This window comes from Pandoraea norimbergensis, from assembly GCF_001465545.3.
GTDB lineage: Bacteria > Pseudomonadota > Gammaproteobacteria > Burkholderiales > Burkholderiaceae > Pandoraea > Pandoraea norimbergensis.
The window spans coordinates 3,902,474-3,926,323 of the sequence record NZ_CP013480.3 but is presented as its reverse complement, the minus strand read 5'-3'; the positions used below and the strand labels follow the sequence as shown (position 1 = coordinate 3,926,323).

The 23,850-nt window shown below is 63.4% G+C and carries 21 protein-coding genes; 14 read left to right on the top strand and 7 right to left on the bottom strand.

All coding sequences use genetic code 11. The features are described 5' to 3' along the window. Positions 1–268: 268 nt before the first annotated feature. The gene (locus AT302_RS17205) at positions 269–886 is read left to right on the top strand and encodes a CoA pyrophosphatase (RefSeq protein WP_084656292.1); all 618 of its coding nucleotides are present in this window, start codon (positions 269–271) and stop codon (positions 884–886) included. Positions 887–1,020: 134 nt separating this feature from the next. Beyond that, positions 1,021–1,959, top strand: coding sequence for a CobD/CbiB family protein (locus tag AT302_RS17200; protein WP_058379476.1), 939 nt, complete (start codon positions 1,021–1,023; stop codon positions 1,957–1,959). Positions 1,960–2,035: 76 nt separating this feature from the next. Here the strand turns inward: AT302_RS17200 and rsgA are convergent, their stop codons facing one another. Together rsgA and AT302_RS17190 are read right to left on the bottom strand one after the other, a co-directional pair. Further along, positions 2,036–2,977, bottom strand: coding sequence for a ribosome small subunit-dependent GTPase A (gene rsgA / locus AT302_RS17195; protein ID WP_058379475.1), 942 nt, complete (start codon positions 2,975–2,977; stop codon positions 2,036–2,038). Further along, positions 2,974–4,221, bottom strand: a complete 1,248-nt coding sequence (locus tag AT302_RS17190) for a M48 family metallopeptidase (protein WP_058379474.1) — start codon at positions 4,219–4,221, stop codon at positions 2,974–2,976. Before AT302_RS17190 ends, rsgA begins: the two co-directional genes overlap by 4 nt. 102 nt (positions 4,222–4,323) lie before the next feature. Between AT302_RS17190 and orn the strand changes: the two genes are divergently transcribed. Next, positions 4,324–4,947, top strand: a complete 624-nt coding sequence (gene orn, locus AT302_RS17185) for an oligoribonuclease (RefSeq protein WP_058379473.1) — start codon at positions 4,324–4,326, stop codon at positions 4,945–4,947. 163 nt (positions 4,948–5,110) lie between these two features. On the opposite strand, the gene mog is transcribed toward orn, so the two are convergent. Together mog and yjgA are read right to left on the bottom strand one after the other, a co-directional pair. Then, a complete protein-coding gene (gene mog, locus AT302_RS17180; protein ID WP_058379472.1) occupies positions 5,111–5,731 on the bottom strand; it encodes a molybdopterin adenylyltransferase in 621 nt (206 codons plus the stop codon). Beyond that, complete coding sequence (gene yjgA / locus AT302_RS17175; protein ID WP_058379471.1) at positions 5,728–6,336, bottom strand: ribosome biogenesis factor YjgA; 609 nt, start codon at positions 6,334–6,336, stop codon at positions 5,728–5,730. The genes mog and yjgA overlap by 4 nt, the downstream gene beginning before the upstream one ends. Positions 6,337–6,451: 115 nt before the next feature. On the opposite strand from yjgA, the gene pmbA reads away from it, so the two are divergent. The 7 genes from pmbA (at position 6,452) to AT302_RS17140 (ending at position 14,394) form a co-directional block, all read left to right on the top strand. Next, positions 6,452–7,810: a metalloprotease PmbA gene (pmbA, locus tag AT302_RS17170; protein ID WP_084656291.1), complete on the top strand. Its 1,359-nt coding sequence runs from the start codon at positions 6,452–6,454 to the stop codon at positions 7,808–7,810. A 228-nt stretch (positions 7,811–8,038) separates the two neighbouring features. Continuing rightward, entirely contained in the window at positions 8,039–9,190 is a 1,152-nt protein-coding gene (locus tag AT302_RS17165; protein ID WP_058379469.1) for an ABC transporter substrate-binding protein, read from the top strand. 130 nt (positions 9,191–9,320) lie between these two features. Next, complete coding sequence (locus AT302_RS17160) at positions 9,321–10,202, top strand: branched-chain amino acid ABC transporter permease (protein ID WP_058379468.1); 882 nt, start codon at positions 9,321–9,323, stop codon at positions 10,200–10,202. A 13-nt stretch (positions 10,203–10,215) separates the two neighbouring features. Beyond that, entirely contained in the window at positions 10,216–11,091 is an 876-nt protein-coding gene (locus AT302_RS17155; protein ID WP_058379467.1) for a branched-chain amino acid ABC transporter permease, read from the top strand. Between the two features lie 18 nt (positions 11,092–11,109). Then, positions 11,110–11,910 carry an ABC transporter ATP-binding protein gene (locus AT302_RS17150; RefSeq protein WP_058379466.1) on the top strand — a complete coding sequence of 267 codons (801 nt, stop codon included), beginning with the start codon at positions 11,110–11,112 and terminating at the stop codon, positions 11,908–11,910. Beyond that, positions 11,907–12,620 (top strand): ABC transporter ATP-binding protein, encoded by a 714-nt coding sequence (locus AT302_RS17145; RefSeq protein WP_058379465.1) that lies wholly within the window; start codon positions 11,907–11,909, stop codon positions 12,618–12,620. The genes AT302_RS17150 and AT302_RS17145 overlap by 4 nt, the downstream gene beginning before the upstream one ends. A gap of 298 nt (positions 12,621–12,918) precedes the next feature. Further along, on the top strand, positions 12,919–14,394 hold the full coding sequence (locus AT302_RS17140; RefSeq protein WP_084656290.1) for a sensor domain-containing diguanylate cyclase: 1,476 nt from the start codon (positions 12,919–12,921) through the stop codon (positions 14,392–14,394). A 72-nt stretch (positions 14,395–14,466) separates the two neighbouring features. On the opposite strand, the gene AT302_RS17135 is transcribed toward AT302_RS17140, so the two are convergent. The 3 genes from AT302_RS17135 to AT302_RS17125 are packed head-to-tail and all read right to left on the bottom strand — an operon-like array spanning position 14,467 to position 16,912. Then, the gene (locus AT302_RS17135; RefSeq protein ID WP_058379464.1) at positions 14,467–14,955 is read right to left on the bottom strand and encodes a dihydrofolate reductase; all 489 of its coding nucleotides are present in this window, start codon (positions 14,953–14,955) and stop codon (positions 14,467–14,469) included. Next, positions 14,952–15,746: a thymidylate synthase gene (locus tag AT302_RS17130; RefSeq protein ID WP_058379463.1), complete on the bottom strand. Its 795-nt coding sequence runs from the start codon at positions 15,744–15,746 to the stop codon at positions 14,952–14,954. Before AT302_RS17130 ends, AT302_RS17135 begins: the two co-directional genes overlap by 4 nt. 23 nt (positions 15,747–15,769) lie before the next feature. Further along, complete coding sequence (locus tag AT302_RS17125) at positions 15,770–16,912, bottom strand: ABC transporter ATP-binding protein (protein WP_058379462.1); 1,143 nt, start codon at positions 16,910–16,912, stop codon at positions 15,770–15,772. A 328-nt stretch (positions 16,913–17,240) separates the two neighbouring features. On the opposite strand from AT302_RS17125, the gene AT302_RS17120 reads away from it, so the two are divergent. The 4 genes from AT302_RS17120 (at position 17,241) to AT302_RS17105 (ending at position 23,803) form a co-directional block, all read left to right on the top strand. Continuing rightward, positions 17,241–19,028 (top strand): ABC transporter permease, encoded by a 1,788-nt coding sequence (locus tag AT302_RS17120; RefSeq protein WP_084656289.1) that lies wholly within the window; start codon positions 17,241–17,243, stop codon positions 19,026–19,028. A gap of 490 nt (positions 19,029–19,518) precedes the next feature. Continuing rightward, the gene (locus AT302_RS17115; protein WP_058379461.1) at positions 19,519–20,439 is read left to right on the top strand and encodes a LysR substrate-binding domain-containing protein; all 921 of its coding nucleotides are present in this window, start codon (positions 19,519–19,521) and stop codon (positions 20,437–20,439) included. Positions 20,440–20,572: 133 nt separating this feature from the next. Further along, positions 20,573–21,649 (top strand): ABC transporter substrate-binding protein, encoded by a 1,077-nt coding sequence (locus tag AT302_RS17110; RefSeq protein ID WP_084656288.1) that lies wholly within the window; start codon positions 20,573–20,575, stop codon positions 21,647–21,649. Positions 21,650–21,775: 126 nt separating this feature from the next. Then, a complete protein-coding gene (locus tag AT302_RS17105) occupies positions 21,776–23,803 on the top strand; it encodes an aconitase family protein (RefSeq protein WP_058379460.1) in 2,028 nt (675 codons plus the stop codon). Positions 23,804–23,850: the final 47 nt, after the last annotated feature.

Genomic DNA, 23,850 nt, shown 5'->3' with positions numbered 1-23,850 from the left:
CGTGCCTGGCGACCTCGTGGCCGGGCATAGCAAAAGCTGCATGGAAAAAGCACCCCTTGGGGTGCTTTTTTCGTTTGTGGGAATACGTCATCACGATCGAATCGCTCGAATTGCGTGGGGAATCGGATTTTTCTTCGTGCATACGCAGTCGACGCTTCCCCGGTAAAATAGCAACGTTATACGTCCCTCAAAGGCCTACGTGGCGCCACCTCTTATCCTGCATCCTGAAGCGTTGCCCATCGTCTCGACAGGCGAGGGGGAGGCTGCGGTGCCGGCTGAGCGACTGACCCCGATGGCCCTGCGAGACCGTCTCGCCAGCCCGCCTGTCTGGACACCCGATGCGGGTGCCATCGAAGTTGTCTCCCCCACGCTTTTCACGCCACGTGCCGCCGCTGTGCTGGTGCCTTTGGTCATGCGCCCACAGGGCCTGACGGTACTGCTCACCCAGCGCACGCAACACCTGAGCACCCACGCGGGGCAGGTCAGCTTTCCGGGCGGGAGTCGTGAGCCAGACGATCCGACGCCGATCGCGACGGCATTGCGTGAGTCACGTGAAGAGATCGGGCTAGACGCCGGCGCCGTCGAAGTGATCGGGAGATTGCCGGACTACGTTACCGGCACGGGGTTTCGTGTCGCGCCTGTCGTCGGCTTGGTCAGACCGTCGATTGAGCTCGTGGCCGACGCGGGCGAGGTCGATGAGATCTTCGAAGTCCCGCTCGATTTTTTGATGAACCCGGCGCATCACCAGATTCGGGTCTTCAACTATCAGGTCGGTGAACGACGCTTTTATGCGATGCCGTATCCGAGGCCGGCCGGTGGCGAGTATTTCATCTGGGGGGCGACGGCCGGCATGCTGCGTAATTTCTATCAGCTACTGCGCGCCTGACGCACTAGGACCAAAGTTGCGCAATTCACCTGCGTGAACTGCGGATCGAATGCGTCGCGAAGGCGCATGGCACGGGCATTCGCGAGAAGCTGTGCTATCGTTACATTATTCCGTCCGGTGACCCGATCGCACGCATGACATTCTTTTCGGTACTCCTCGCGCTGATCCTCGAGCAGGTGCGTGCGCTGTCCACGCAAAACCCGATCTACAACCTGATTCGCTCCCACGCGACGCACACCTCCCAATCGTTCGACGCGGGTCAACCGCGTCATGGCGTGCTGGCGTGGCTGGTCGTCGTGGTGCCGTTCGTGCTTGTGGTCGGCGTGGTCTATTACCTGCTCATGCGGGTGAACATTCTGCTCGGCTTTGCATGGAACGTGCTGATCGTCTACCTGACGATGGGCTTTCGCCAGTTCAGCCACTACTTCACCGACATTCACGTCGCGCTCAACAACGACAACGTCAACGAAGCGCGGGAAATTCTCCGCCAGTGGATCGGTATCGACACGGTCGACATGCCCGTCGACGAGATCGTGCGTCATACGTTGCTGCACGCCGTGATTGCATCGCACCGCCACGTATTCGGCGTGTTCTTCTGGTTCCTTATCCCGATCGGCCCCGCGGGCGCCGTGTTGTACCGGTTGGCGGAATATCTGTCGCGCCGTTGGACCGAACCTGCCCCGGATCGCAGTCCCGCGTTCGGCGCGTTTGCGCGCAAGGCGTTCTATGTGATCGATTGGGTGCCCGCTCGCATGACGGCCATCGGCTTCGCCATCGTGGGCAATTTCGAAGATGCGATCTACGCCTGGCGTCACTACGCCAAGCAGTGGCCGAACGAGAACGAAGGCATTTTGCTGGCAGCAGGCAGTGGCGCCTTGGGTGCTCGTCTGACCGGCCCGTTGGCAGAAGTCTCGAGCATCGATGCGCTCAATCAGGGCGATGACGCTGTGCTGCCCGTCGGTGGCGAATGCACGCCACGCACGCTTCAGGCCGCGGTCGGGCTGGTGTGGCGCGCTGTCTTGCTGTGGATGCTGTTGCTCTTGCTGCTGACGCTCGCGGTCTGGCTCGGTTGAGACCGGCAGCAAGCCATGAAAAAACCCCGCTTCGGCGGGGTTTTTTCATTTCTCGGCATCCAGTCAGTCGCCCGATTCAATAAGGCACTTCCTGCTCCGACTCATGCACAAGTTGGGCATACAGGGCGTGGCGTTGCTGAGAGATCCGGCCATCCGCAACGGCAGCGAGAATGGCGCAACCGGGCTCTTTCAGGTGATGGCAGTTGTAGAACCGGCAGCCGGTGAGCAACGGGCGGAATTCCGGGAACGCACGTTCAAGCACACCCTCCTTGAGGTGGTGCAGGCCGAATTCCTGAAACCCCGGCGAGTCGATCAGCAGGCCGCCGTCGGGGAGATGGAAAATCCGGGTGAACGTCGTCGTATGCTTGCCGGAATTGAGCACCGTCGAAATTTCACGCGTGGCCGCAGCGGCGTTGGGGACGAGCAGGTTCACGAGGCTCGACTTGCCCATGCCCGACTGTCCTAGCAGCAGCGATGCCTTATGCGCCAGTCGCGGCAGAAGCATGGCTTGTGCAGCCTCCGGATCGGCGCGCACCGACAACTCCAGCACTTCGTAGCCCAGCGCCCGGTAGGGCGCGAGGCGCTCGCGTGCCGCCGGCAATGCAGCGACGACGTCCGTCTTGTTGAGGACGACGAGCGGATGCAATTCGTTGGCTTCGGCGGCCACCAGTGCCCGGCCGAGCAGGTCTTCGCTGAAATACGGTTCGGTGCCGAGCATGATCACCAACTGATCGATGTTCGACGCGAACAGCTTGCTTTTGAACTGATCCGAGCGGTAGAGCAGATTACGGCGCGGCAGAATTTCTTCGATCACACCCTGATCGCCCGTACGTGCCCAGGCCACTTCGTCGCCCACGGCAATCTCGCTCTTTTTCCCCCGGGGGAAGCACAGCACCGTCTCGCCATCGTCGGCTTCGACCACGTAGTGTCGGCCGTGGGCGGCGGCGACCCGGCCGAGCCGGCGGGCTTCTGCGGTCGTGGCGGGCAGGGCCGCCTTCACTTTTGCGCCGCGCTTCATGCGTGCCCCAGCAGTCGGTCGATGCGCTGCGAGGCGGGCGGGTGCGAATAGTAGAACGCGGTGTAGACCGGGTCGGGCGTGAGCGTCGACGCGTTGTCCTGATACAGCTTCACCAACGCGTTGATGAGGTCGCTCGCCTGTGTTTGACTGGCGGCGAACGCATCGGCTTCGAATTCGTGTTTGCGCGACGTGAGGCTGCTCAGCGGGCTGGCGAAGAAGCCGAACACCGGCAGCACCAGGAAGAAGAGCACCAGCGCGAGGGCGTTGTTGCTGCCCATCATCGACGGCATCACCCCCAGATCCGTGTAGAACCACGTGCGGCCGGTGAGCCAGCCAAGCAAGGCCAGGAACGCGAGCGAGAGGGCGAAGGCGACGACGAGACGCTTGGTGATATGGCGGCGCTTGAAGTGGCCCAGTTCGTGGGCCAGTACCGCTTCGATTTCCGCAGGCGACAGGCGCTCGATCAACGTGTCGAAGAAGACGATGCGCTTGGCACGTCCGAACCCGCTGAAGTAGGCGTTGCCGTGAGCCGAACGCTTGGAGCCGTCCATGACGAACAGTCCGCGCGCGGCGAAACCGCAGCGTTTCATCAATCCTTCGATGCGCTCGGCCAGCGAGACGTCCGCCAGCGGCTCGAACTTGTTGAACATCGGCGCGATGACGTGCGGGAAGATGAACTGCACGAACAGGTTGAAGGCGACCCACACGACCCACGTGTACAGCCACCACAGCGGCCCGGCGCGCTCCATCAGCCACAGCACGACGAAGAGCAGCGGCAGACCCAGCACGACGCCAACGGCGGTGCCCTTGATCAGGTCGACGATAAACAACCCGATCGACATGCGATTGAAGCCAAACCGTTGCTCGATCACGAACTGACGCACGTACGTGAACGGCAGATCGACGAGGCCGGAGATGAGCAGCACGGCGCCGATCAGTGCAATCTGGGCCAGATAACCGTCGCCCAGCCACTCGGTGATGCCGATATGCAGCAGGTTCAGGCCGCCGAGCAGGGTGAGTGCAACCAGCAGCCCAGCCTGCGCGAAGATTTCGGCCATGCCGAGCCGGGTGCGGGCGACCGTATAGTCGGCCGCACGCTGGTGATCGGTCAGCGTGATCGTGCCGGCGAAACGCTCGGGGACAGCGGCACGATGGGCGACCACGTGGCGGATCTGGCGGGCCGCCAGCCACAACTTGGTCATGACCATGGCCAGCAGGAAGATCACGAAGAGATAAGTGAACATGCGCCTAAGAGGAAACTGAAGTATGCGAGAATTATAAGTTCTTTCGACCGGCCAGGCGCCTTACCGGTCGCCGACCGACGCGTTTTAAAGAGTCTTCCGATCATGTCTGCCATTCCGTCCCAAAATTCCGCATCTGCCGAAGGCGAAAAGACGCTCGCGCGTGCCGAGTTCAATCTGGTCTGGCTCGATATGGAAATGACCGGTTTGCAGCCGGATAGCGACCGTATCATCGAAGTGGCCGTCGTTGTCACCGATTCGGCACTGACGCGTCGCATCGAAGGCCCCGTTTTCGCGATCCATCAGTCCGACGCCGTGCTCGACGGTATGGATGACTGGAACAAGGGCACCCACGGCCGCTCGGGGCTGATCGACCGCGTCAAGGCGTCGCCGATCGATGAAGCTTCGGCAGAATTGCAATTGATCGAGTTCCTGTCGCAGTACGTGCCACCCAACAAGTCGCCGATGTGTGGCAATTCGATCTGTCAGGATCGCCGCTTCATGGCGCGTTACATGCCGAAGCTGGAAGCCTTTTTCCACTACCGCAATCTCGACGTCAGCACGCTCAAGGAGCTGTGCCGCCGCTGGGAGCCCACGGTCTACAAGGGTTTCAGCAAGCGCGCGGCGCATACCGCGCTGGCCGACATTCATGAATCGATCGATGAACTCGTGTACTACCGCGAGCACTTCCTGAAGACGACGGTGCCCGGTAGCGACGCTGCGGCTTGATGCGGCATCTGCGGCATCTGCCGCATCCGTCGCGGCAGTCTCAGCGTCCGGCTGATCCACCCGGCCAAACGAAAACGCCAGCGTAATGCTGGCGTTTTTCATTGTGTTGTACGTGGGAGCGGTGAGGAGAACCGGTTGCAGCACCACGCCGACTCAGGCCGACTCAGGCCGGCTTCGGCGCGCGAATCGCGGTTTTCGGGCGAAACGCCTTGCAAACGGCCTCATCGGTTTCGATATACGGCCCGCCGATCAGGTCGATGCAATACGGCACGGCAGCGAAGATGCCCGGCACGATCGATTTGCCGTCGGCATCGCGCAGACCTTCCAGCGTCTCTTTGATCGACTTCGGCTGACCCGGCAAATTGATGATGAGCGCCGCGTGGGCCGGCGTTTCGCGGATCACGGCGACCTGACGTGACAGAATCGCGGTCGGCACGAAGCGCAGGCTGATCTGGCGCATCTGCTCGCCAAAGCCCGGCATCTCTTTCGTACCGGCGCGCAGCGTCGCTTCAGGCGTCACGTCGCGTCGTGCCGGGCCGGTGCCACCGGTGGTGAGCACCAGATCGCACTGCATCGTGTCGATGAGTTCGATCAATGTGGCGGTGATGCCATCCGCGTCATCGGGAATCAGGCGAGTCTCGGCCACCCAAGGCGACTTGAGGGCACTGCCGAGCCAGGCCTGCAAGGCCGGAATGCCCTGATCTTCATACGTGCCCTGACTGGCGCGGTCGCTGACCGAGACCAGCCCGACGCGCAGCTCATCCGGATGCGCGCGCGCGATCATCGATCGTCCTCACGCACCGGGAATTCCGGCAGATCGTCATCGGCGTCGTCCGACTTGTCGCTGCTGTCCGCGCTGTTGGCCAGCAAGTCCTTGAGCGCTTGAAAGAGCTCGCGGAAGGCCTTGGGCGGCTTTTGTGCGGCTTGCTCGCGGCGGGCATTGCGAATGAGCGTGCGAAGGTGCTGACCATCGACGTCCGGGTGCTGCGCGAGCAGTTCCGTCAGTGCCTCGTCCTTGGCGAGCAGGCGATCGCGCCAGCGCTCAAGGGCGTGCAGCTTGGCGGTTTCGGCTTTCGACACGCCGTTGATCACGTCGAGAGCGCGCTGGATGGCGTCGACTTCCGACTCATCGAGCGAGCGCATGACCTTGCCGACGTACTGCATCTGACGGCGGCGGCCCTCGTGGGCAGTGATCTTGCGGCAGTCGCGCACGGCCTGATCGAGTTTTTCGGACATGGGGACGCGCGCCAGCGCGTCTTTGGACAGGTTGACCAGTTCTGCGCCAAGATCCTGCAACGCGTGCGACTCGCGCTTGCGCTGGGATTTACTCGGACCTTCGTAGAGAAGTTCGGACTCGGCGGGTTGGTTATTGCGGTGATTGTGCGTCATGGGCGCTATTGTAACGCGGCTCACGCCGTCCAAATAGTTGCAACCCCCTCGTACGACGGTACGGAAGTCGCGCTAAGATGGCGGTTCCTATTCAGCCACTGACCTAATCGCGCCGATGTCCCAAGCGACCCAGCACTTCACGCATACCCAGGATCAACTCAAGGAAATCGTCAGCGACGTACTGCAATACGCCCGTTCGCTAGGCGCTACCGACGCGGCCGCCGAGATTTCCGAGGGCGACGGCCTGTCGGTCTCGGTGCGGCGCGGCAAGGTCGAGACCATCGAGCGCAACCGCGACAAGCTCGTCGGCGTGTCGGTGTTCATCGGCCAGCGCCGTGGCAACGCCAGCACCTCGGACTTCTCGCGCAAGGCGCTGCACGACACGGTCGACGCCGCTTTCAATATCGCCCGATTTACCGCAGAAGACGACTGTGCGGGCCTCGCCGAGGCAGAACTGCTCGAGACGAACCCGCAGGACCTGTCGCTCTTCCACCCGTGGCGCATCACGGCCGACGACGCCGTCGAACTCGCCCGCCGCGCGGAAAAGAGCGCGCTCGACGTGAGCCCCCTCATCCGCAATTCGGAAGGGGCGAGCGTTTCGGCCCAGCATTCCCAGTTCCTGCTCGGTACCACGCGCGGCTTCCTGTCGGGCTACCCGTATTCGCGTCACTACCTGTCGGTCTCGCCGATTGCGGGCTCCGGCAGCCACATGCAACGTGACGACTGGTACACGTCCAAGCGCGCCGCTGAAGATCTGGCGTCGCCGGAGGCCGTGGGCCGTTACGCCGCCGAGCGTGCGCTGGCACGTCTGCATGCCCGCAAGCTCTCGACCCGCAAATGCGCTGTGCTGTTCGAGGCACCGCTCGCCGCCGGCCTGCTGGGCGCCTTCGTGCAGGGCGTGAGCGGTGGCGCGTTGTATCGCAAGGCCACGTTCCTCGTCGACACGTTGGGCAAGCCGGTGTTTGCCGATCACGTGGGCATTCACGAAGACCCGCACGTGCCGCGAGCGATGGGCAGCGCCCCGTATGACGAAGAGGGCGTGAAGACCCGGGCCCGCGACGTGGTCACCGACGGTGTGGTGCAGGGTTACTTCCTCTCGACGTACTCGGCACGCAAGCTCGGCATGCAGACGACCGGTAATGCCGGCGGTTCGCACAACCTGCGCATGTATAGCAAGCTGACCGCGCCGACCGACGACTTCCGCGCCATGCTCCGCAAGCTCGGTACGGGCCTGCTGGTCACGGAACTGATGGGGCAGGGCGTGAACTACGTGACGGGCGATTATTCGCGCGGCGCGTCGGGTTTCTGGGTCGAGAACGGCGAAATCCAGTATCCGGTGGAAGAAATCACGCTGGCCGGCAACCTGAACGACATGTTCCGCCAGATCGTCGCCATCGGTGCCGACACGCTCGTGCGTGGCACCAAAGAGGTGGGGTCAATCCTGATTGAACAAATGACCATTGCCGGTCATTGATGCTGCGAAATCTCATTCTGGCGCCACAAACGCGTTGCATTTATGCGCCAGGGCGGGGCAAAAACCCAATTGCCGTGTCCGTTCGCGATAGATTGCGTTATTTTGCGTTATCCTTAGGGGTTTTCTTAAGCCACGGTTTAAGAACGAATACGGTAGTTAGGGTAATGGGCGCGCTCACAAGGCGCGCCTTCTCATAACTAGAGACTAGGTATTGGAGGAAGAGCACTCATGAAAAGCACTATGACCAAGTTGCTGGCTGCACTTGTCGCCACGGGGATGGTGGCTGCGGCCCACGCAGCCGATCTGAAGATCGGCGTGGCCGAAGCACTGTCGGGCGGCGCTGCGCAATATGGCGCGGCCATCAAGAACGGTTTCCAGCTCGCGGCTGACGAGATCAATGCCGCCGGCGGCGTCAATGGCAACAAACTTGTACTGCAAGTCGAAGACGAGCAAGGCAAGAAGGAAGAAGCGATCAACGTTTTCAAGAAGCTGATCTTCCAGGACAAGGTGCTGATGGTGTTCGGCCCCACGCTGTCGAACTCGGCACAGGCTGCCGACCCGATCGCACAAGCCGGCAAGACGGTCGCCTTTGGCACGTCGAACACGGCTGACGGCATCACGTCGATCGGCGATTTCATCTTCCGTAACTCGGTGACCGAAGCCGACGTGCTGCCGGAGACCATCAAGGTCGCGGCCAAGCACACGGGCATCAAGAAGGTCGCAGTGCTGTACGGCAACGACGATGTGTTCACGAAGAGCGGCTACGACAACTTCAAGAAGGCGCTGGAAGACCTGAAGATCCCGGTCACGACGACCGAGACGTTCGCCAAGGGCGACGTGGACTTCAAGGCACAGCTCACGAAGATCAAGGCCAGCAACCCGGACGCCATCGTGCTGTCGGCACTGATCGCCGAAGGCGCGCCGATCATGGTGCAAGCCCGTCAACTGGGTATCAACGTGCCGTTCATCGGCGGCAACGGCATGAACTCGGTCAAGGTGTTCGACCTGGCCAAGGGCAGCTCGGATGGCCTGTGGGTGGGTAGCCCGTGGTCGATCGAGAACAACACGCCGGCCAACACCAAGTTCATCGCGGCCTACAAGGCCAAGTACTCGGTGTCGCCGGACCAGTTCGCCGCGCAAGCCTACGACGCCATGTACATCGCCGCTGGCGCGCTCAAGAACGTGAAGATCTCGGGCAACCTGGACGCCGACCGCAAGGCACTGCGCGACGCGCTGCCGAGCGTGACGCACGAAGGTGCGACCGGTGCTTTCGCGTTCCGTCAGGCAATGGGCAAGAACGGCAAGCCGGCTGGCTATGACGCAAAACAAGCGCCGATCGTCAGCGTGACGAAGGGCAGCAAGTACGTCATCGAGAAGTAAGCAGCCCGGCAGTACTTGAAGAAGTCCGCATGGGCGTAGGGCTGAAAGGCGCTACGCCCATCGGCGTTTCTGGCGCATGCCGCGCCCCCTCTCGGCACGCGTCTTCGTCCCTCAGGCTGGAATACACACCATGCTGGAACAGCAACTCGTCAACGCGCTCTCCCTCGGGTGCGTGTACGCCTTGTTCGCGCTCGGGTTCACACTCGTGTTCGGCATTCTCGGCGTCATCAATCTCTCGCACGGCGCGGTCTTCATGGTCGGCGCGTATGCCGCCCTTCAGGCTGTCGCACGTCTGCATCTGCCGCTGTGGGCGGCCATCATCACGGCGGTGATCGTCAGCGGTCTGCTCGGGCTGCTCATCGACGTGCTCGTGCTCAAGCCGCTGCGCAAGCGCGGTGCGCCTCACCTGATTCCGATGATCGCCACCATCGGCGTGGGCATTCTGCTCAACAACGGTATTCAGGGCATCTTCGGTGCAGAGAATCTGCGCTTCCCGTACGAATTGGTCCCGCAAGACACCCTTACGGTGGCCGGCGTCCACATGACCGTGCTGGAACTGGTGATCATCTTCGTCTCGTTCGCACTGATGGCGCTGCTCATCACCACGATCAAGAAGACGCAACTGGGCCGCGCATTGCGCGCGATTGCCGAGTCGCCGAAGGCCGCCTACCTGCTGGGCATCAACGTCGAAGGCCTGTTCCTCGCGACGTCGTTTGCGGCGGCCGGACTGGGCGGTATGGCCGGCGTGCTGATCGGGCTGTACTCGAACGCGGTGTTCCCGCTGATGGGCCAGCCGATGCTGCACAAGGGCATCGCGGTGATCATTCTGGGCGGCATGGGCGACATTCGCGGCGCGATGATCGGCGGCCTGTTCCTCGGGTTTGCCGAGGTGATGTCGGTGGCCTATATCGGCTCGAACATGCGCGACGCCGTGGCGTTCGGCTTGTTGTTCCTGATCCTGTTGGTGCGTCCGCAGGGGTTGTTCGGCAAAGTGCTCGAACGCAAAGCGTAATTACGGGGGCGCAATGGACTGGTTCAATAATTTCTGGGCGGTGTACAGCAATTTGGTGCTGACGTTGGGCACCAATGCGCTGCTGGCGCTGTCGATTTACCTCACGCTCTCGTGCGGCATGCTCGCGATGGCCAATGCGGCGTTCATGGGCATTGGCGCTTACACGGCGGCACTGTTGACGATGAACTACGAGATGCCGTTTGCGGTGTCGCTCGCGGGTGGCATGGCGGCACCGGCACTCGTCGCGTTCATCATCGGCAAGCCGACGCTGCGCCTGTCGGGCGTGTATCTGGCGATGGCCACGCTCGGCTTCGGCGAAGTCGTGCGCGTGCTGATCCTGAACACTGAAGACCTGACGGGCGGTGCACTCGGCCTGAACGGCATTCCGCAACTCACGCAGTGGTGGCACGTGGCTGGGGCCGTGGTGATTACGCTGGCCGTGCTGTGGCGCCTGCGCCGCTCCAAGATCGGCCGTGCGTTCGAAGCCATCAAGGAAGACGAGACGGCGGCGGGCCTCATGGGCATCAACGTCACCGGCTACAAGATGCTGGCGTTCGTGCTGGGCGCCGTGCTGGCAGGTCTGGCCGGTGCACTCAATGCGCATCTGACGTTCTTCATCGGCCCGAACGAGTACGGCTTCGATCGCGGCGTGGAGATTCTGACGATGGCGATTCTCGGCGGTATCAACGGTCTCGTGGGCCCGGTGCTCGGCAGCACGATCCTGACGCTGTTGCCGGAGATGCTGCGCGCGTTCAACGATTTCCGTCTTGTGGTCAACGGGCTGATTCTGGTGCTGATCGTGTTGTTCCTGCCCAAGGGCATCTGGGACCCGACACGTTTTCGCCGGTGGTTCCGTGCCGGCAAGACGCGTTCGGCCTCTTCCACGTAAGCGGACAGGGGATACGACATGCTCAAGCTGACTAATATTTCCAAGCGATTCGGCGGCCTGCACGTGTTGCAGGACGTGAATATCGAGGTGCCGCAGGGCACTATCTTCGGTTTGATCGGACCGAACGGCGCCGGCAAGACGACGGTGTTCAACCTGATCACCGGCCTGTTGCAGCCGACTGGCGGCAGCATCACGTTCAACGGCGAGAGTCTGGTGGGGCAGAAGCCGCACAAGATTACGCAGCGCGGCATTGCCCGAACGTTCCAGAACATCCGCATCTTCAAGGAGATGACGCTGATCGAGAACGTGGTGGTGGGGATGCATCGCCATCTCACGTACGGACCGGCCGGGTTGCTGCTCTCGCTGCCGGGTTTTCGCGACATGGAGAAGCGCTCGCGTGAACGTGCGCACGAGTTGCTCTCGTGGGTGAAGCTCGATCACAAGGCGTACGACATCGCCGACAACCTCTCTTACGGCGATCAGCGCAAGCTCGAACTTGCCCGAGCGCTGGCCACCGAGCCGAAGCTGTTGCTGCTCGACGAGCCGGTAGCCGGCATGAACACGGGTGAGAAGGTCGATCTCATGAGCGAGATCGAGAACATCAAGGCGCGCGGTTACACGATCTTCATGATCGAGCACGACATGCGTTTCGTGATGGGCCTGTGCGAGCGTATCGCGGTGCTGAACTTCGGCCGCATCATCGCCGAAGGCAACCCGGACGAGATCAAGAACAACCCGCAGGTGATCGAGGCTTATCTGGGCCGCGATGACGATGAAGATATCGCCGCACTCGCAGCCAGCGGGGAGGACAAGGCATGAGCGCATTGCTCGAAGTGAAGGGCCTGAAGGTGGGCTATGGGCACATCGAGGCCGTGAAGGGCGTCGATTTCTCGTTGCGGGAACACGAGATCACCTCGCTCGTGGGGGCCAACGGGGCGGGTAAGTCGACGACATTGCTCGCGCTGTCCGGTCTGATCAAGAAGCAAGGTGGCACGATTCTGTTCGAAGGCGAGGACATTGGTGGTCTGGCCCCGAACAAGATCGTGCAGCGCGGGCTGGTGCAGGTGGCCGAAGGCCGCGCCACGCTCACGACGATGTCGGTGCGCGAGAACCTCGAACTCGGGGCGTACACGCGCCGCGACCGGCAGAACATCAAGGCGGATTTCGACAAGGTACTGGAGCGATTCCCGCGTCTTTCGGAGCGTCTTGAGCAGATGGCCGGCAACTTGTCGGGCGGCGAGCAGCAGATGCTGGCGATCGGCCGTGCGTTGATGGCGCGTCCGCGTTTGCTGCTGCTCGACGAGCCGTCGATGGGGCTGGCGCCGATCATCGTGCAGGGCATTTTCAACACGCTCAAGGAAATCAACGCCGACGGGCTGACGATCTTCCTCGTGGAGCAGAACGTGCGCCAGGCGTTGAAGATCGCGCAACACGGCTATGTGCTCGAAACCGGCAAGGTCGTGCTCGACGACACTGGCCGCAACCTGCTCAATAACCCACGTGTGCTGGAGGCGTATCTGGGCGGTTGATGCGACGGGGCAGGGGAGACGGCGCGTTTGCGTGGCGCTCCATGCTCGGGTGGCACCGATGTGACGTCGATCCCTCGTCGTCGGTTGGATGGCCACGTCAGCGGCATCGACGGTGGGTGTAAATCACCTCCTGTCGATGCCGTTTTCCTATTGAATGACCCCGTCAGCGGTGACATCGGCCAACGTAAAGGTTCGGGTTTCGCGCTGTGAAGGGCAAGGAAAGGCGATTGCCTGTGTGCCGATTGGCAGTCAACCGGAATTGGTGCATGCTGCGTGAAAACGGGCAGAAAGGACATTCATGGACGGCTTTCTCATGGAGCGTGCGTCGCGTGCGCAACTAGCGTTCGCTGGCTGTCTGGCGCTCATCATTCTCTGCGCGCTCGTGCTTGCTGCCCCGCAGGCGACGTCGCCGTTGCCGGCTGTGGCGCCGTTCCTGCCGATGTGCGGGCTGACCGTTTTCACGACGGCTACGATCGTCTCGTTTCTCCTCGCCGCACAATTCCAAGTCAGCCGCTTGCCGGTCTACGGACTGTTGGCAGGGGCCTACGCCTTCGCCGCTCTCACCGTGGCCATGCAGTTGCTGACGTATCCGGGGCTGTTTTCTCCGCAGGGCCTGTTCGGCGCCCGCCCAAGCACGTCCGGCTGGATCTGGGTGTTCTGGCACGCCGGTTTCCCCATCATGGTGCTTGTCGCGATGGTCTCGCGGCGTATGTTCACTCCGCAATCGATTACGCAGTTGCCGCCGCCGGGGCGGGCGACATGGATGTTCGTCGGCTTGCCGCTCATCGTGGCCGCGCTGTTGTGCCTGACGGCGCTTGCGGTACCGCTGCCACCAGCGCTGGCGCCGGCGACCGCCCCCGGTGATTTCTCCGATAGCGGTGCGGCGTTCGTCTTGTTGCTGCTGAATCTGGCGGCGCTCGGTGGCGTGCTGTCGCTGGGGCGCTTGCGCACGGTGCTCGACGTATGGGTAGCGCTTGCCGTACTCGCCTGCGTGACCGATACGCTCCTCAGCCTGATGAGCACGGTGCGCTTTTCGCTCGGCTGGTATCTGGCGCGCTTGTTCAGCATGTCGGCACCGGGGCTGCTCGTTTGTGTATTGGTGTGGGAAGTGACGCGGCTCTATCGCGAGTTGACGCGCGCACACCTGCGCCTGATCGAGTACAGCAATCGAGACGCGCTGACCGGCATCTTCAACCGTCGGTATTTCAACGAACGGTTTCCGCATGATTTCGAATTGGCCCGCCGTACGGCGCGGCCGTTGTCGCTACTGATGGTCGACGTCGATCACTTCAAGAAATACAACGATCTGTACGGTCACCCGGTGGGCGACGAGTGTCTGGAGAACGTGGCCGTGGCACTCATGCGGGCAACGCATCGCCCGACCGATCTGGTGGCGCGCTACGGCGGCGAAGAGTTCGTGATCGTGTTGCCGGACACCGATGTGAACGGTGCGCAGTTCGTGGCAACGCGCGTGACAGAAAGCGTCCGCGCGCTCGCACGGCCCGGCCCCGGCCCGCTCGGCTACGTGACCGTGAGTGTCGGTTGCGCGACCCACGTGCCGAAAGCGAACGACGCGAGCGACACGCCGGAGCGGCTGATCGCTCAGGCCGACGGGGCGCTCTATGCGGCAAAACGTCTTGGGCGCGACCGCATTCATATGGGGGTGCGCATTGACGACAGCGCGGGCAATGCAGGAAATGCAGGGAATTCAGGGGGCGAGGGAAGTGCCGCCAGCCCAGCCATCGACGCGCAGCGCGGCAACCTTAGCGCGTGATGGCTGAATGGGGCGATGAAGCAGTGAAGCGATAAAGCGATGAGGTGAGTGGCACAGGCACCAACGCCCGCGTCAAATCCGCTCGTAAGTCACGAACGCGTAGTTGAAGTCGTTCGGTGCCGGTGAGTGGTGCGTTTCACGCGCCGTCTCACGCCATTGCCCGGTGGCCAGCGCCGGGAAGTGCGCGTCACCGTCGAATGCCTTCGCAATTTCCGTGACGATCACCTTGTCGGCGCTCGGCAGCGCCTCGGCGTACAACTGCGCGCCGCCAATCAGGCAGATCTCTTCCGCACCGACGCACAACCGCATGGCGTCGATCAGCGAGCTTGCGACCTCACACCCCTCGATCTTCAGGTCGGCATTGCGCGACACCACGATGTTGCGGCGTCCCGGCAGCGGACGGCCGATCGAATCGTACGTCTTGCGGCCCATCACGACCGGCTTGCCGAGCGTGGTGCGTTTGAAGTGCGCGAGGTCTTCCGGCAGGCGCCACGGCAATTGATTGTCGCGCCCGATCACGCCGTTCTCGGCGCGGGCGACCACCAGTGTCAACAAAGTCATACGGCCACCGGTGCCTTGATATGCGGATGCGCTTCGTATCCGACGATATGAAAATCTTCGTAGCGATAATCGAAGATGGAGTCCGGCTTGCGCGAGATTTCGAGCTTCGGCAGCGGGAACGGCTCACGGGCGAGCTGCGTGCGCACCTGTTCGAGGTGATTGTTGTACAGATGGCAGTCGCCGCCGGTCCAGATGAAGTCGCCGACTTCCAGCCCGGTTTGCTGCGCCATCATGTGCGTGAGCAACGCGTAGCTCGCAATGTTGAACGGCACGCCGAGGAAAATATCGGCGCTGCGCTGATACAACTGGCACGAGAGCTTGCCGTCCGCCACATAGAACTGGAAGAACGCGTGGCAGGGCGGCAGCGCCATGCGCGGAATCTCGCTCACGTTCCACGCCGAGACGATCAGGCGGCGCGAGTCGGGGTTCTTGCGAATCTGGTCGACCAACTGGGTGATCTGGTCGATATGGCTGCCGTCCGGTGTAGGCCACGAGCGCCATTGCGCGCCGTAGACGGGGCCAAGCTCACCGTCCGCATCGGCCCATTCGTTCCAGATCGACACACCGTTTTCCTGAAGGTAACGCACGTTCGTGCTGCCCTGAAGGAACCACAGCAGTTCGTGCACGATGGACTTGGTGTGCACCTTTTTGGTCGTGACGAGCGGGAACCCGGCCTGCAAGTCGAAGCGCATCTGATAGCCGAAGACCGAGCGCGTGCCCGTGCCGGTGCGATCGGTCTTTTCGGTGCCATGGTCGAGCACATGGCGCATGAAGTCGAGGTACTGTTTCATAAGTCCATCCGTTTTGGCGGATTTTACCAGCCTCCGGGTGACGGTGTCCCCGAAGTGGTCGCCGCAAACGCCACCGGGTGCCGCACCGTGAGCCGCAGGCCCACGCGTTCCCCCGTTTCATGGGTCAGATCGCCATCGACGCGGGCGATGATTTCGTGGCCAGAAGCAAGCCGCAGGGTGTAGAGCTGATCGGCGCCGCGAAACGCCCGCCGCACGAGCGTGGCTTCGAATGGGCTCGCCGGGTCGTGCGTAATGTCATCGGCCCGCAGCAGCACATCGACGGCAAACGGCATTTCGCCCGAAGCCGAACGCTGCAACTGCGCCGCCAGCGCAGGCGTGGTGGCGATTTCCCCGATTTCGAGGGCGATGCTGCCAGCCTCGCCATGCTCCCCCTTCCCAACATGCTGACGAAACGACCCCGGTACCAGCGTGCCGCGACCGATAAAGTCGGCCACCACGCGGTTGGCGGGTGTCTGCCACAACTCACGGGCCGGTGACCATTGCGCAATGGCGCCCGCGTGCATCACCCCGATCCGGTCGGCCATGGCGAAGGCTTCGTGCTGATCGTGCGTGACGAGAATGGCCGTGGCACCACTGGCGCGAATGATCTCGCGCACTTCCACGGCAAGGCGTTCGCGCAAGTCGAGATCCAGATTCGAGAATGGCTCGTCGAGCAGCAGCAGGGCCGGCGAAGGGGCGAGCGCGCGGGCGAGCGCCACACGTTGCTGCTGACCGCCAGAGAGTTCGTGCGGATACTTGCGCAACGCCCCGGCAAGGCCGACGCGCTCGGCGAGGTCTTCCACCCGTGAATTCCGTTCTACGCGCGGGATGCGTCCCAGCCCGAAACCGATGTTCTGGGCCACGTTCAGATGCGGGAACAGCGCGTAATCCTGAAACACCACGCCGATGTGCCGCCGTTCCGGCGGTTCGCTGGCCTGCGCATTGGCGACTTCGTGGCCGTCGAGGACGATACGCCCGCCGCCCAGCGGCTCGAAACCGCACACGGCGCGCAGCACCGTGGTCTTGCCGCAGCCCGACGGGCCGAGCAGGCAGCCAATTTCTCCGCGCGCGAGCGACAGCGACAGATCACGCACGGCCGTGTGGGTGTGGCCGGCGGTGTCGTACGTGACGGTGATGTGATCGAGCAGCAGGTAGGGCAGAGACATGACGGGCGAGGGGTTCAGAGGGAAAACAACACAGACGCACAGACGACCGCGACGTCAATTATCTGGGCAAATTATCCGGGCAAATTGTCGGGGCAAATCTTCCGGGCAAATCATCGAACCGAAATCGCGCCCCATGCATGCTGGGCACTTTCCGCCAACCCGGGCGTCAGAGATGCGATTGCGAATGCGTATAATTTACAGCACGTTTAGACCGGTGAACGTCTGCCGGTTCCCTCACGGGGCGGGCGTCGACCTCGGCGCAGGCCATGCCACGTGTCCCATACGTTCCGATTGATCCGTCAACCGACCCACTGAATTCGATTTGCCGATGCCCTCGACGCCCCCGCCGCGCGCCGCTTCCGACCTTGCCCCAGGCACCCACGGGCCGACTGCCGAACGGGAGAACCGTTCGATTGACGGGGCTGCGGCATCGGCTGCGGCATCAACTGCAAAAGTCGACGCGGCCCCGAGCGCACCGCGCGTTGCGCGTCTGCGTCTGGGCCACGGCAAATGGATATGGCTGCTTGCCGCGTGGCTGCCGGCGCTGGTGGTCCTCGTCCCGATGTTCGGCATCGTGGCCGCGCTGGGCGCGGGGGATGCCAACACGCGCGCCATCCTGCTGCACATGCTCGACACGGTCCTGCCCGAGTACGCGCTGAATTCGCTGCGTATTTCGCTGGCCGTGGCCGTCGGCGTGCTGGCGATGGGCGTGTCGAGTGCGTGGCTCGTCGTGCACTACGCGTTCCCCGGGCGGCGTGTGCTGGCGTGGGCGCTGATTCTGCCGCTCGCCATGCCGGCCTACGTCACGGCCTACGCCTATACCGACTTCCTCCAGTTCTCCGGCCCGGTGCAAACGGCGCTGCGTCGGGCATTGGGCGTCGATCGCCTGAGCGCATTCCCCGAGATCCGTTCGTGGTATGGCGCGGCGTGGGTCTTCGCCGGGGCGTTCTATCCGTACGTCTATTTGCTGGCACGCACGGCGTTTCTCGACCATAGCCAGCGATTCCTCGAAGCGGCCCGCACGTTGGGCTGCACCCCGTGGCAGGCGTTCTGGCGCGTGGCGTTGCCGCTGGCGCGGCCGGCGCTGGTGGCGGCCGTGGCCCTCGTCCTCATGGAGACGCTCGCCGACTACGGCGCCGTGGCCTACTTCGGGGTGCCCACGTTCACGACCGGCATTTACCGTGCGTGGCTGTCGATGGGCGACCGCGTTGCCGCCGCGCAACTTTCGGTCTGTCTGCTGGCCGCCGTGCTGGTACTGCTGATGCTGGAGGCGCGCGGTCGCGCACGCCTGCGCTACTACGGGGCGCCGGGCCGGGCACCGACCACGGCGCGCCGCACGGTGCTTCGGGGCGGACGCGCTTGGCTGGCCACCCTCGTCTGCGTGTTGCCGCTGATCATCGGCTTCCTTCTGCCGGCGGTCATCATGCTTCGGCTGGCCGTTTCCGAACTCGATCAGGTGCCGTGGTCGCGCTATGGGGAATGGGTCTACAACACCGTGCGGCTCGCAGGTGCGGCAGCGTTGGTGGCGAGCGTCTTCGCGATCGTGCTCGGCTATGCGCAGCGGCAGACCCCGGGCCGCGCCACACGGGCGGCCGTACGCCTTGTCGGTGTGGGCTATGCGATTCCGGGCGCGGTGATCGCCCTCGGTATCCTCACACCGGTGCTGCGGCTGGACACCTGGCTCGGCGACCTGCTCGGTGCCGACGGTCTGGTGCTGGCGGGCACGGCCGGCGTGCTGATCTATGCCTATCTCGTGCGATTCCTGCCCGCCGCCTTGCAAAGCGTGGATGCGGGCTTCGCCAGAATTTCCCCTAATCTCGACGCCAGCTCACGCAGTCTCGGCGTGGGCGGCTGGGCCATGCTGCGGCGCGTGCATCTGCCGCTGTTGCGCGGCAGCGTGCTGACGGCGGCGCTGCTCGTCTTTGTCGACGTCATGAAAGAGCTGCCCGCCACGCTGGCGTTGCGTCCCTTCAATATGGACACGCTCGCCGTGGTCACCAGTCATCTGGCCGCCGACGAACGGTTGGCCGAGGCCGCCGTGCCGGCCCTCACGCTCGTGGCCGTCGGCTTGCTGCCGGTGCTGGTGCTGGCAAGGGCGATCGCCCGGCGCGCTTGAAAAATACTGAAACGTTTATCAGTTGCCGCTGCGATAGCGCCGCACTATAGTCGAATCAGACCCGGCAACGTTACCGGGGAGACTGAGCGTCAACAAAATGATTGCGATCGTCATTTGCAAATGTTGGCTGTTCATGGCCATGGCGTCGGCACCGCCGCCTGAGGCATCGTTCAACACGGCAGACGGCGGCTGGAGTGCCGTTCTGGTGTCCGGAGCGATGCGTTAGCGGCGCCTGGGAGGGACCGGCACCGGCTTACCGAGACGGACGCTTGGCGTCCGGTGGAGTCTCGCAACCTGGCGTCTTGCCGTCCCTTCCATCCCCCCGACTCACCGTTTCGCGCCGCAATCGTCATGTCAGTGCAAGGCGTCGCAACGGGGCTGCAGTGTTGTTTTCGTGTGCCGGCGAACCGGGGGAAAGCGGTATCGAAGTGGCATTTTTACCCCTTGCGTCGCACAATCGCTGTCAATGCAGTGCCTTCGGGAGACTGGCATGGCGCTTTGGCGGATCGATCTGGTATCGCTGCGTCTGTTCGTTGCCGTTTGCGAGGAGAGCAGCATTGCCCGCGCCGCCGAGCGCGAGTTCATCGCCCCATCGGCGGTCAGCAAGCGCATCAACGATCTGGAGTCGCTGGTCGGCTCCGCGCTGTTGCAACGGCACAAGTGGGGGGTGCGCGCCACGCCGGCCGGCGAAGCGCTGCTTCACCACGCGCGTAATGTGCTGCGCAGCCTCGAGAAGATGCAGGGCGACTTGTCCGAATACACCAGTGGTGTGCGCGGCCACATTCGCATCTTTGCCAATGTGTCGTCCATCGTCGAGACGCTGCCCGATGAACTCGGCGCGTTCCTGCGCCGCCACGAGGGCGTGAAGGTCGATCTCGAAGAACACACCAGCGCTCAGGTGGTGCGCGGCGTGGCGGAAGGGGCGACTGACATTGGCATCTGCTGGGACGCCGTCGACACCCGCGACGTTGAAGTCTTCCCCTACCGCCACGACCAGATCGTGGCCGTGCTGCATCGGGAGCATTCGCTCGCCAATGCCAGTCAGTTGGCCTTCACCGAGACACTCGATTTCGACCACATCGGCGTGCATCCTGACAGCGCCATGTACACCGTCCTGCGGCGCATCGCGGCCGAGCAGGGCAAGACCGTCAAATTCCGCATTCACGTATCGACGTTCGAGGCCGTGTGCCGCATGGTGCGCGCCAACCTCGGCATGGCCGTGGCGCCGCGCGAGGCGGTCGGCGTCTACTCGCAGGTGCCGGACGGCGAGGCGCTGCGCGTGGTGCCGCTCACCGATAGTTGGGCGCAACGGCGGTTGATCGTGTGCGTACGGCGTTACGACGCATTGCCGGTGGCGTCGCGCATGCTGGTGGATCATCTATGCGCGCGCGGGAGCACGGAGGCATCGTGAACGGCGATGTCTGGCATGCCGAAACACATCTTGTCGCCGCCACCCCGGCGGCGGATGCTCAGGGAGCCGATAGCGATTCTGGCCGACGAGCCGGAGCGCGCCTGCGTCCCGATCCCACGGGAGGAGACTCGCGATGACACAAAGTGAAGCGCGCCGCGTGCGCGATGTAGTGGGCCGTCTGGTGCTTGTGCTTGCCCTGATGGCACTTGGCCTCATAGCGTTGAGCCTGAGCAGTACGGCGCGCGCCGCACCTGCCCAGCCGCTGGAAAAACCCAAGATCACCATCGCCGTGGGCGGCAAGCCCGGGCTCTATTACCTGCCGCTGACCATCGCCGAGCAACTCGGCTACTTCAAGGACGAGGGGCTCGACGTCACCATCGACGATTTCTCGGGCGGCTCGAAAGCCTTGCAAGCCGTCGTGGGCGGCAGTGCAGACATCGGCACCGGGGCCTTCGAACATACCTTGCTGATGCAGACCAAGGGCCTGACGTATCAATCGTTCGTTGTGCTTGGCGCCGCACCCCAACTGGTACTCGGCGTCGTGAAAAGCCACAACAACGACGTCAAGTCCGTGAAGGATCTCAAGGGCATGCGCATCGGCGTAAGTGCCCCCGGCTCCAGCACCCACATGCTGGTCAACGTAGCGCTTGCCAAGGCGGGACTCAAGCCGTCTGACGTGTCCATCGTCGGCGTCGGTACCAATGCCACCGTGGTGGCAGCGGCGCGCGGCGGGCAAGTCGACGCGGTGTCCAACGTCGATCCGATGATGACGCTGCTTCAGGAGTCGGGCGACATCAAGGTGCTCATCGACACGCGCACGCAGGCGGGCACCCGTGCCATGTTCGGCGGACCGATGCCGGCGGCCGTGATGTACGCGCCACAGAGTTTCATTCAGAAGAACCCCCGTACCGTACAGGCGCTGGCCAACGCCATCGTGCGCGCCGACAAGTGGCTGCAACACGCATCGGCGGCCGAGTTGCTCAAGACCGTGCCGGAACCTTATTTGCTGGGGGACAAGACGCTTTATCTGAAGGCCTTCGCCAACTGCCGCGAAGCGTTTTCGCCCGACGGCATGATGCCGGCCGATGGTCCTGCTACGGCGTTGCGCGCGCTGGCGTCGTTCACGCCGGAGGTCAAGCCGGCGCAGATTCGTCTCGGCGACACCTGGACCAACACTTTTGCCACGCAGGCGAATCGCCAGTACCCCTGACGAACGCGCGTTTAGACGTCATGCCCTCGAAATTCAGCCGCCGCTACGTCTCCGAGGCCCGATTTGGGCACGGAACTTGCGATCCGAACGGGTGACCCGATGCGGGAACATTCCAGGAGCGATCACATGCAAACCACTGTGCGACTGACCGGACGTGTGCTTTGGTTGAGCGACAGCGCCGAGGCCATGACGCGGCAATTGGCGGGCGAGGATCTGACGCGCGCCGACGCCGGCACCCTGCGTGACCAGATTTCCACCGACGAAATGACCCCGGCGTGGGCGTGTCTCACCTTCGACGACACGCTGGGCGACTACGTTTATGTCGGATTGCGATGCAGTGATGGCGATGCCGATCCGGCGGGCATTTTCCCCGTGAAGCCGAAATCGGTGCGTTCAGGCGGCTTTGCGTTGTCGGTCTCCGGCACGCGGCGCGGCAAAGGGTCGTCGCGTGAAGCGAGTCCGTTCGCCGAATGGTGCGCGGGCATCCGGCTCGTGATTGCCGACAGTCTGGAGCGCATTTACGCGCAGAACTGCCAGAACCTGGGCTTGCTGACGTCGACCGATCAATCGCTTGTCGAGCGTCTGCTCGCGGGGGAAGAGATACCCGTCGAGGCGTTTCTGGAGGATTGCGACTCACTCGGCGAGGCCATCGTACGCAGCGGCGGGTTGTTCGGCTATACACGGCGGCGGCTGGCAGGAGAGATCGTGCCGCCGCGCCCCGCGCATGCGCCCGGCCCCATGACGTATGGCGAGAAGATCATCGCCCGTGCGCTGGGTGTTGCGCGTGTGCGAGCGGGCGACGCCGTCTTCGTGCCCGCCGACTGGCGCTTTTCCCACGAATACGTCACGCCGATGGCCGTGAGTTTTCTGCATCACGCGTTCGAGGGGGCGGGTACCGATACGCCGTCGCTGCACGATCCCGCGTCGATTCTCTGCTTTGAAGATCATCTGACGCATCTCGATGCAATGACGGGCGGCAACCGTCCGCCAGCGCTGATTGAAGCGGCGCATCAACTCGGTGCGGTGCAACGCGACTTCTGCGCGAAACATCAATTGCGTCTGCACGGCCGTATACCGGGCGGTGGCTCCGAAGGTATTTGCCACGCCATCATGCTGGAGCGCTATGCGTTGCCCGGACAGGTGGTTGTCGGCACCGATTCGCACACGCCGCACTGCGGTGCCATCGGCGCGTTTGCCTTCGGTGTCGGCGCGACCGAAATGGCGAATGCGTGGCTCACGGGCGACGCACGGCTGGTCGTGCCGGGCACATGCCTTGTGCAGCTTCGCTCGCAGTTGCCGGCAGGTGTGGGTGCCAAGGATCTCGCGCTGCATGCGCTGCATTTGCCCTACATTCGCGACGGCCGTGCCATCGGCCAGATCATCGAGTTTGCGGGCGAGGCGGTGGTGCATCTGTCAACGGACGAGCGCGCTACGCTGACCAACATGGTGGCCGAGATCGGCGGACTCACGGGTCTTGTGGTGCCCGACGCCGAGACAGTTCGATATTTGAACGAACGGCGTGGTTTGTCGATGGCGCTCGACCCGTGGATGACGAACGATGCGCAGGCGTCGTATGCCCATGTCATCGAGATCGACTGCGCACGTGTGGGTGCGATGGTGGCCAGTCCCGGCGACCCGGGCAACGGTGTCGCCCTCAACACGCTCGCTGCGCCCGTGCGCATCGACATTGCCTATGGCGGCTCGTGCACCGGCAGCAAGCGCGACGATCTGCGCGCTTGTCACGACGTGCTCGCCTGGGGATTGTCGCGCGGCATGCATGTGGCCGACGGTGTGCGCTTCTATCTGCAATACGGCAGTGAGGATGTGCGCACGTGGTGCGAGTCGCAGGGCTACACCCGCGTGTTCGAAGCGGCGGGTGTCACGTTGTTGTCGCCCGGTTGCGGCGCTTGCGTGAACGCGGGGCCCGGGGCGTCGAGCAAGGCAAGCGACGTGGTGATCAGCGCACAGAATCGGAATTTCCCGGGACGCTCGGGCCCCGGCCAGATGTGGCTCGGCAGCCCGGCGACCGTCGCGGCGAGCGCGCTGGCGGGCTATATCGTCGGCTTCGATCAATTGCAACGCAACGCACGCGGCGTACCGCCCGCGCGCCTCGCGTCGAACCATCCGGCAGGCGGGCACTTACCCGCGCGCTAGACAAGGCGCCCCGCATGGCCCGCTTGTCCGGCGATGTGCGGCGCAGT

Bases quoted from the DNA above. Each gene is read 5' to 3' on its own strand.
- AT302_RS17200 (WP_058379476.1), top strand. From the start codon at position 1,021: ATGACATTCTTTTCGGTACTCCTCGCGCTGATCCTCGAGCAGGTGCGT.
- rsgA (WP_058379475.1), bottom strand. From the start codon at position 2,977: ATGAAGCGCGGCGCAAAAGTGAAGGCGGCCCTGCCCGCCACGACCGCA.
- AT302_RS17190 (WP_058379474.1), bottom strand. From the start codon at position 4,221: ATGTTCACTTATCTCTTCGTGATCTTCCTGCTGGCCATGGTCATGACC.
- orn (WP_058379473.1), top strand. From the start codon at position 4,324: ATGTCTGCCATTCCGTCCCAAAATTCCGCATCTGCCGAAGGCGAAAAG.
- mog (WP_058379472.1), bottom strand. From the start codon at position 5,731: ATGATCGCGCGCGCGCATCCGGATGAGCTGCGCGTCGGGCTGGTCTCG.
- yjgA (WP_058379471.1), bottom strand. From the start codon at position 6,336: ATGACGCACAATCACCGCAATAACCAACCCGCCGAGTCCGAACTTCTC.
- pmbA (WP_084656291.1), top strand. From the start codon at position 6,452: ATGTCCCAAGCGACCCAGCACTTCACGCATACCCAGGATCAACTCAAG.
- AT302_RS17165 (WP_058379469.1), top strand. From the start codon at position 8,039: ATGAAAAGCACTATGACCAAGTTGCTGGCTGCACTTGTCGCCACGGGG.
- AT302_RS17160 (WP_058379468.1), top strand. From the start codon at position 9,321: ATGCTGGAACAGCAACTCGTCAACGCGCTCTCCCTCGGGTGCGTGTAC.
- AT302_RS17155 (WP_058379467.1), top strand. From the start codon at position 10,216: ATGGACTGGTTCAATAATTTCTGGGCGGTGTACAGCAATTTGGTGCTG.
- AT302_RS17150 (WP_058379466.1), top strand. From the start codon at position 11,110: ATGCTCAAGCTGACTAATATTTCCAAGCGATTCGGCGGCCTGCACGTG.
- AT302_RS17145 (WP_058379465.1), top strand. From the start codon at position 11,907: ATGAGCGCATTGCTCGAAGTGAAGGGCCTGAAGGTGGGCTATGGGCAC.
- AT302_RS17140 (WP_084656290.1), top strand. From the start codon at position 12,919: ATGGACGGCTTTCTCATGGAGCGTGCGTCGCGTGCGCAACTAGCGTTC.
- AT302_RS17135 (WP_058379464.1), bottom strand. From the start codon at position 14,955: ATGACTTTGTTGACACTGGTGGTCGCCCGCGCCGAGAACGGCGTGATC.
- AT302_RS17130 (WP_058379463.1), bottom strand. From the start codon at position 15,746: ATGAAACAGTACCTCGACTTCATGCGCCATGTGCTCGACCATGGCACC.
- AT302_RS17125 (WP_058379462.1), bottom strand. From the start codon at position 16,912: ATGTCTCTGCCCTACCTGCTGCTCGATCACATCACCGTCACGTACGAC.
- AT302_RS17120 (WP_084656289.1), top strand. From the start codon at position 17,241: ATGCCCTCGACGCCCCCGCCGCGCGCCGCTTCCGACCTTGCCCCAGGC.
- AT302_RS17115 (WP_058379461.1), top strand. From the start codon at position 19,519: ATGGCGCTTTGGCGGATCGATCTGGTATCGCTGCGTCTGTTCGTTGCC.
- AT302_RS17110 (WP_084656288.1), top strand. From the start codon at position 20,573: ATGACACAAAGTGAAGCGCGCCGCGTGCGCGATGTAGTGGGCCGTCTG.
- AT302_RS17105 (WP_058379460.1), top strand. From the start codon at position 21,776: ATGCAAACCACTGTGCGACTGACCGGACGTGTGCTTTGGTTGAGCGAC.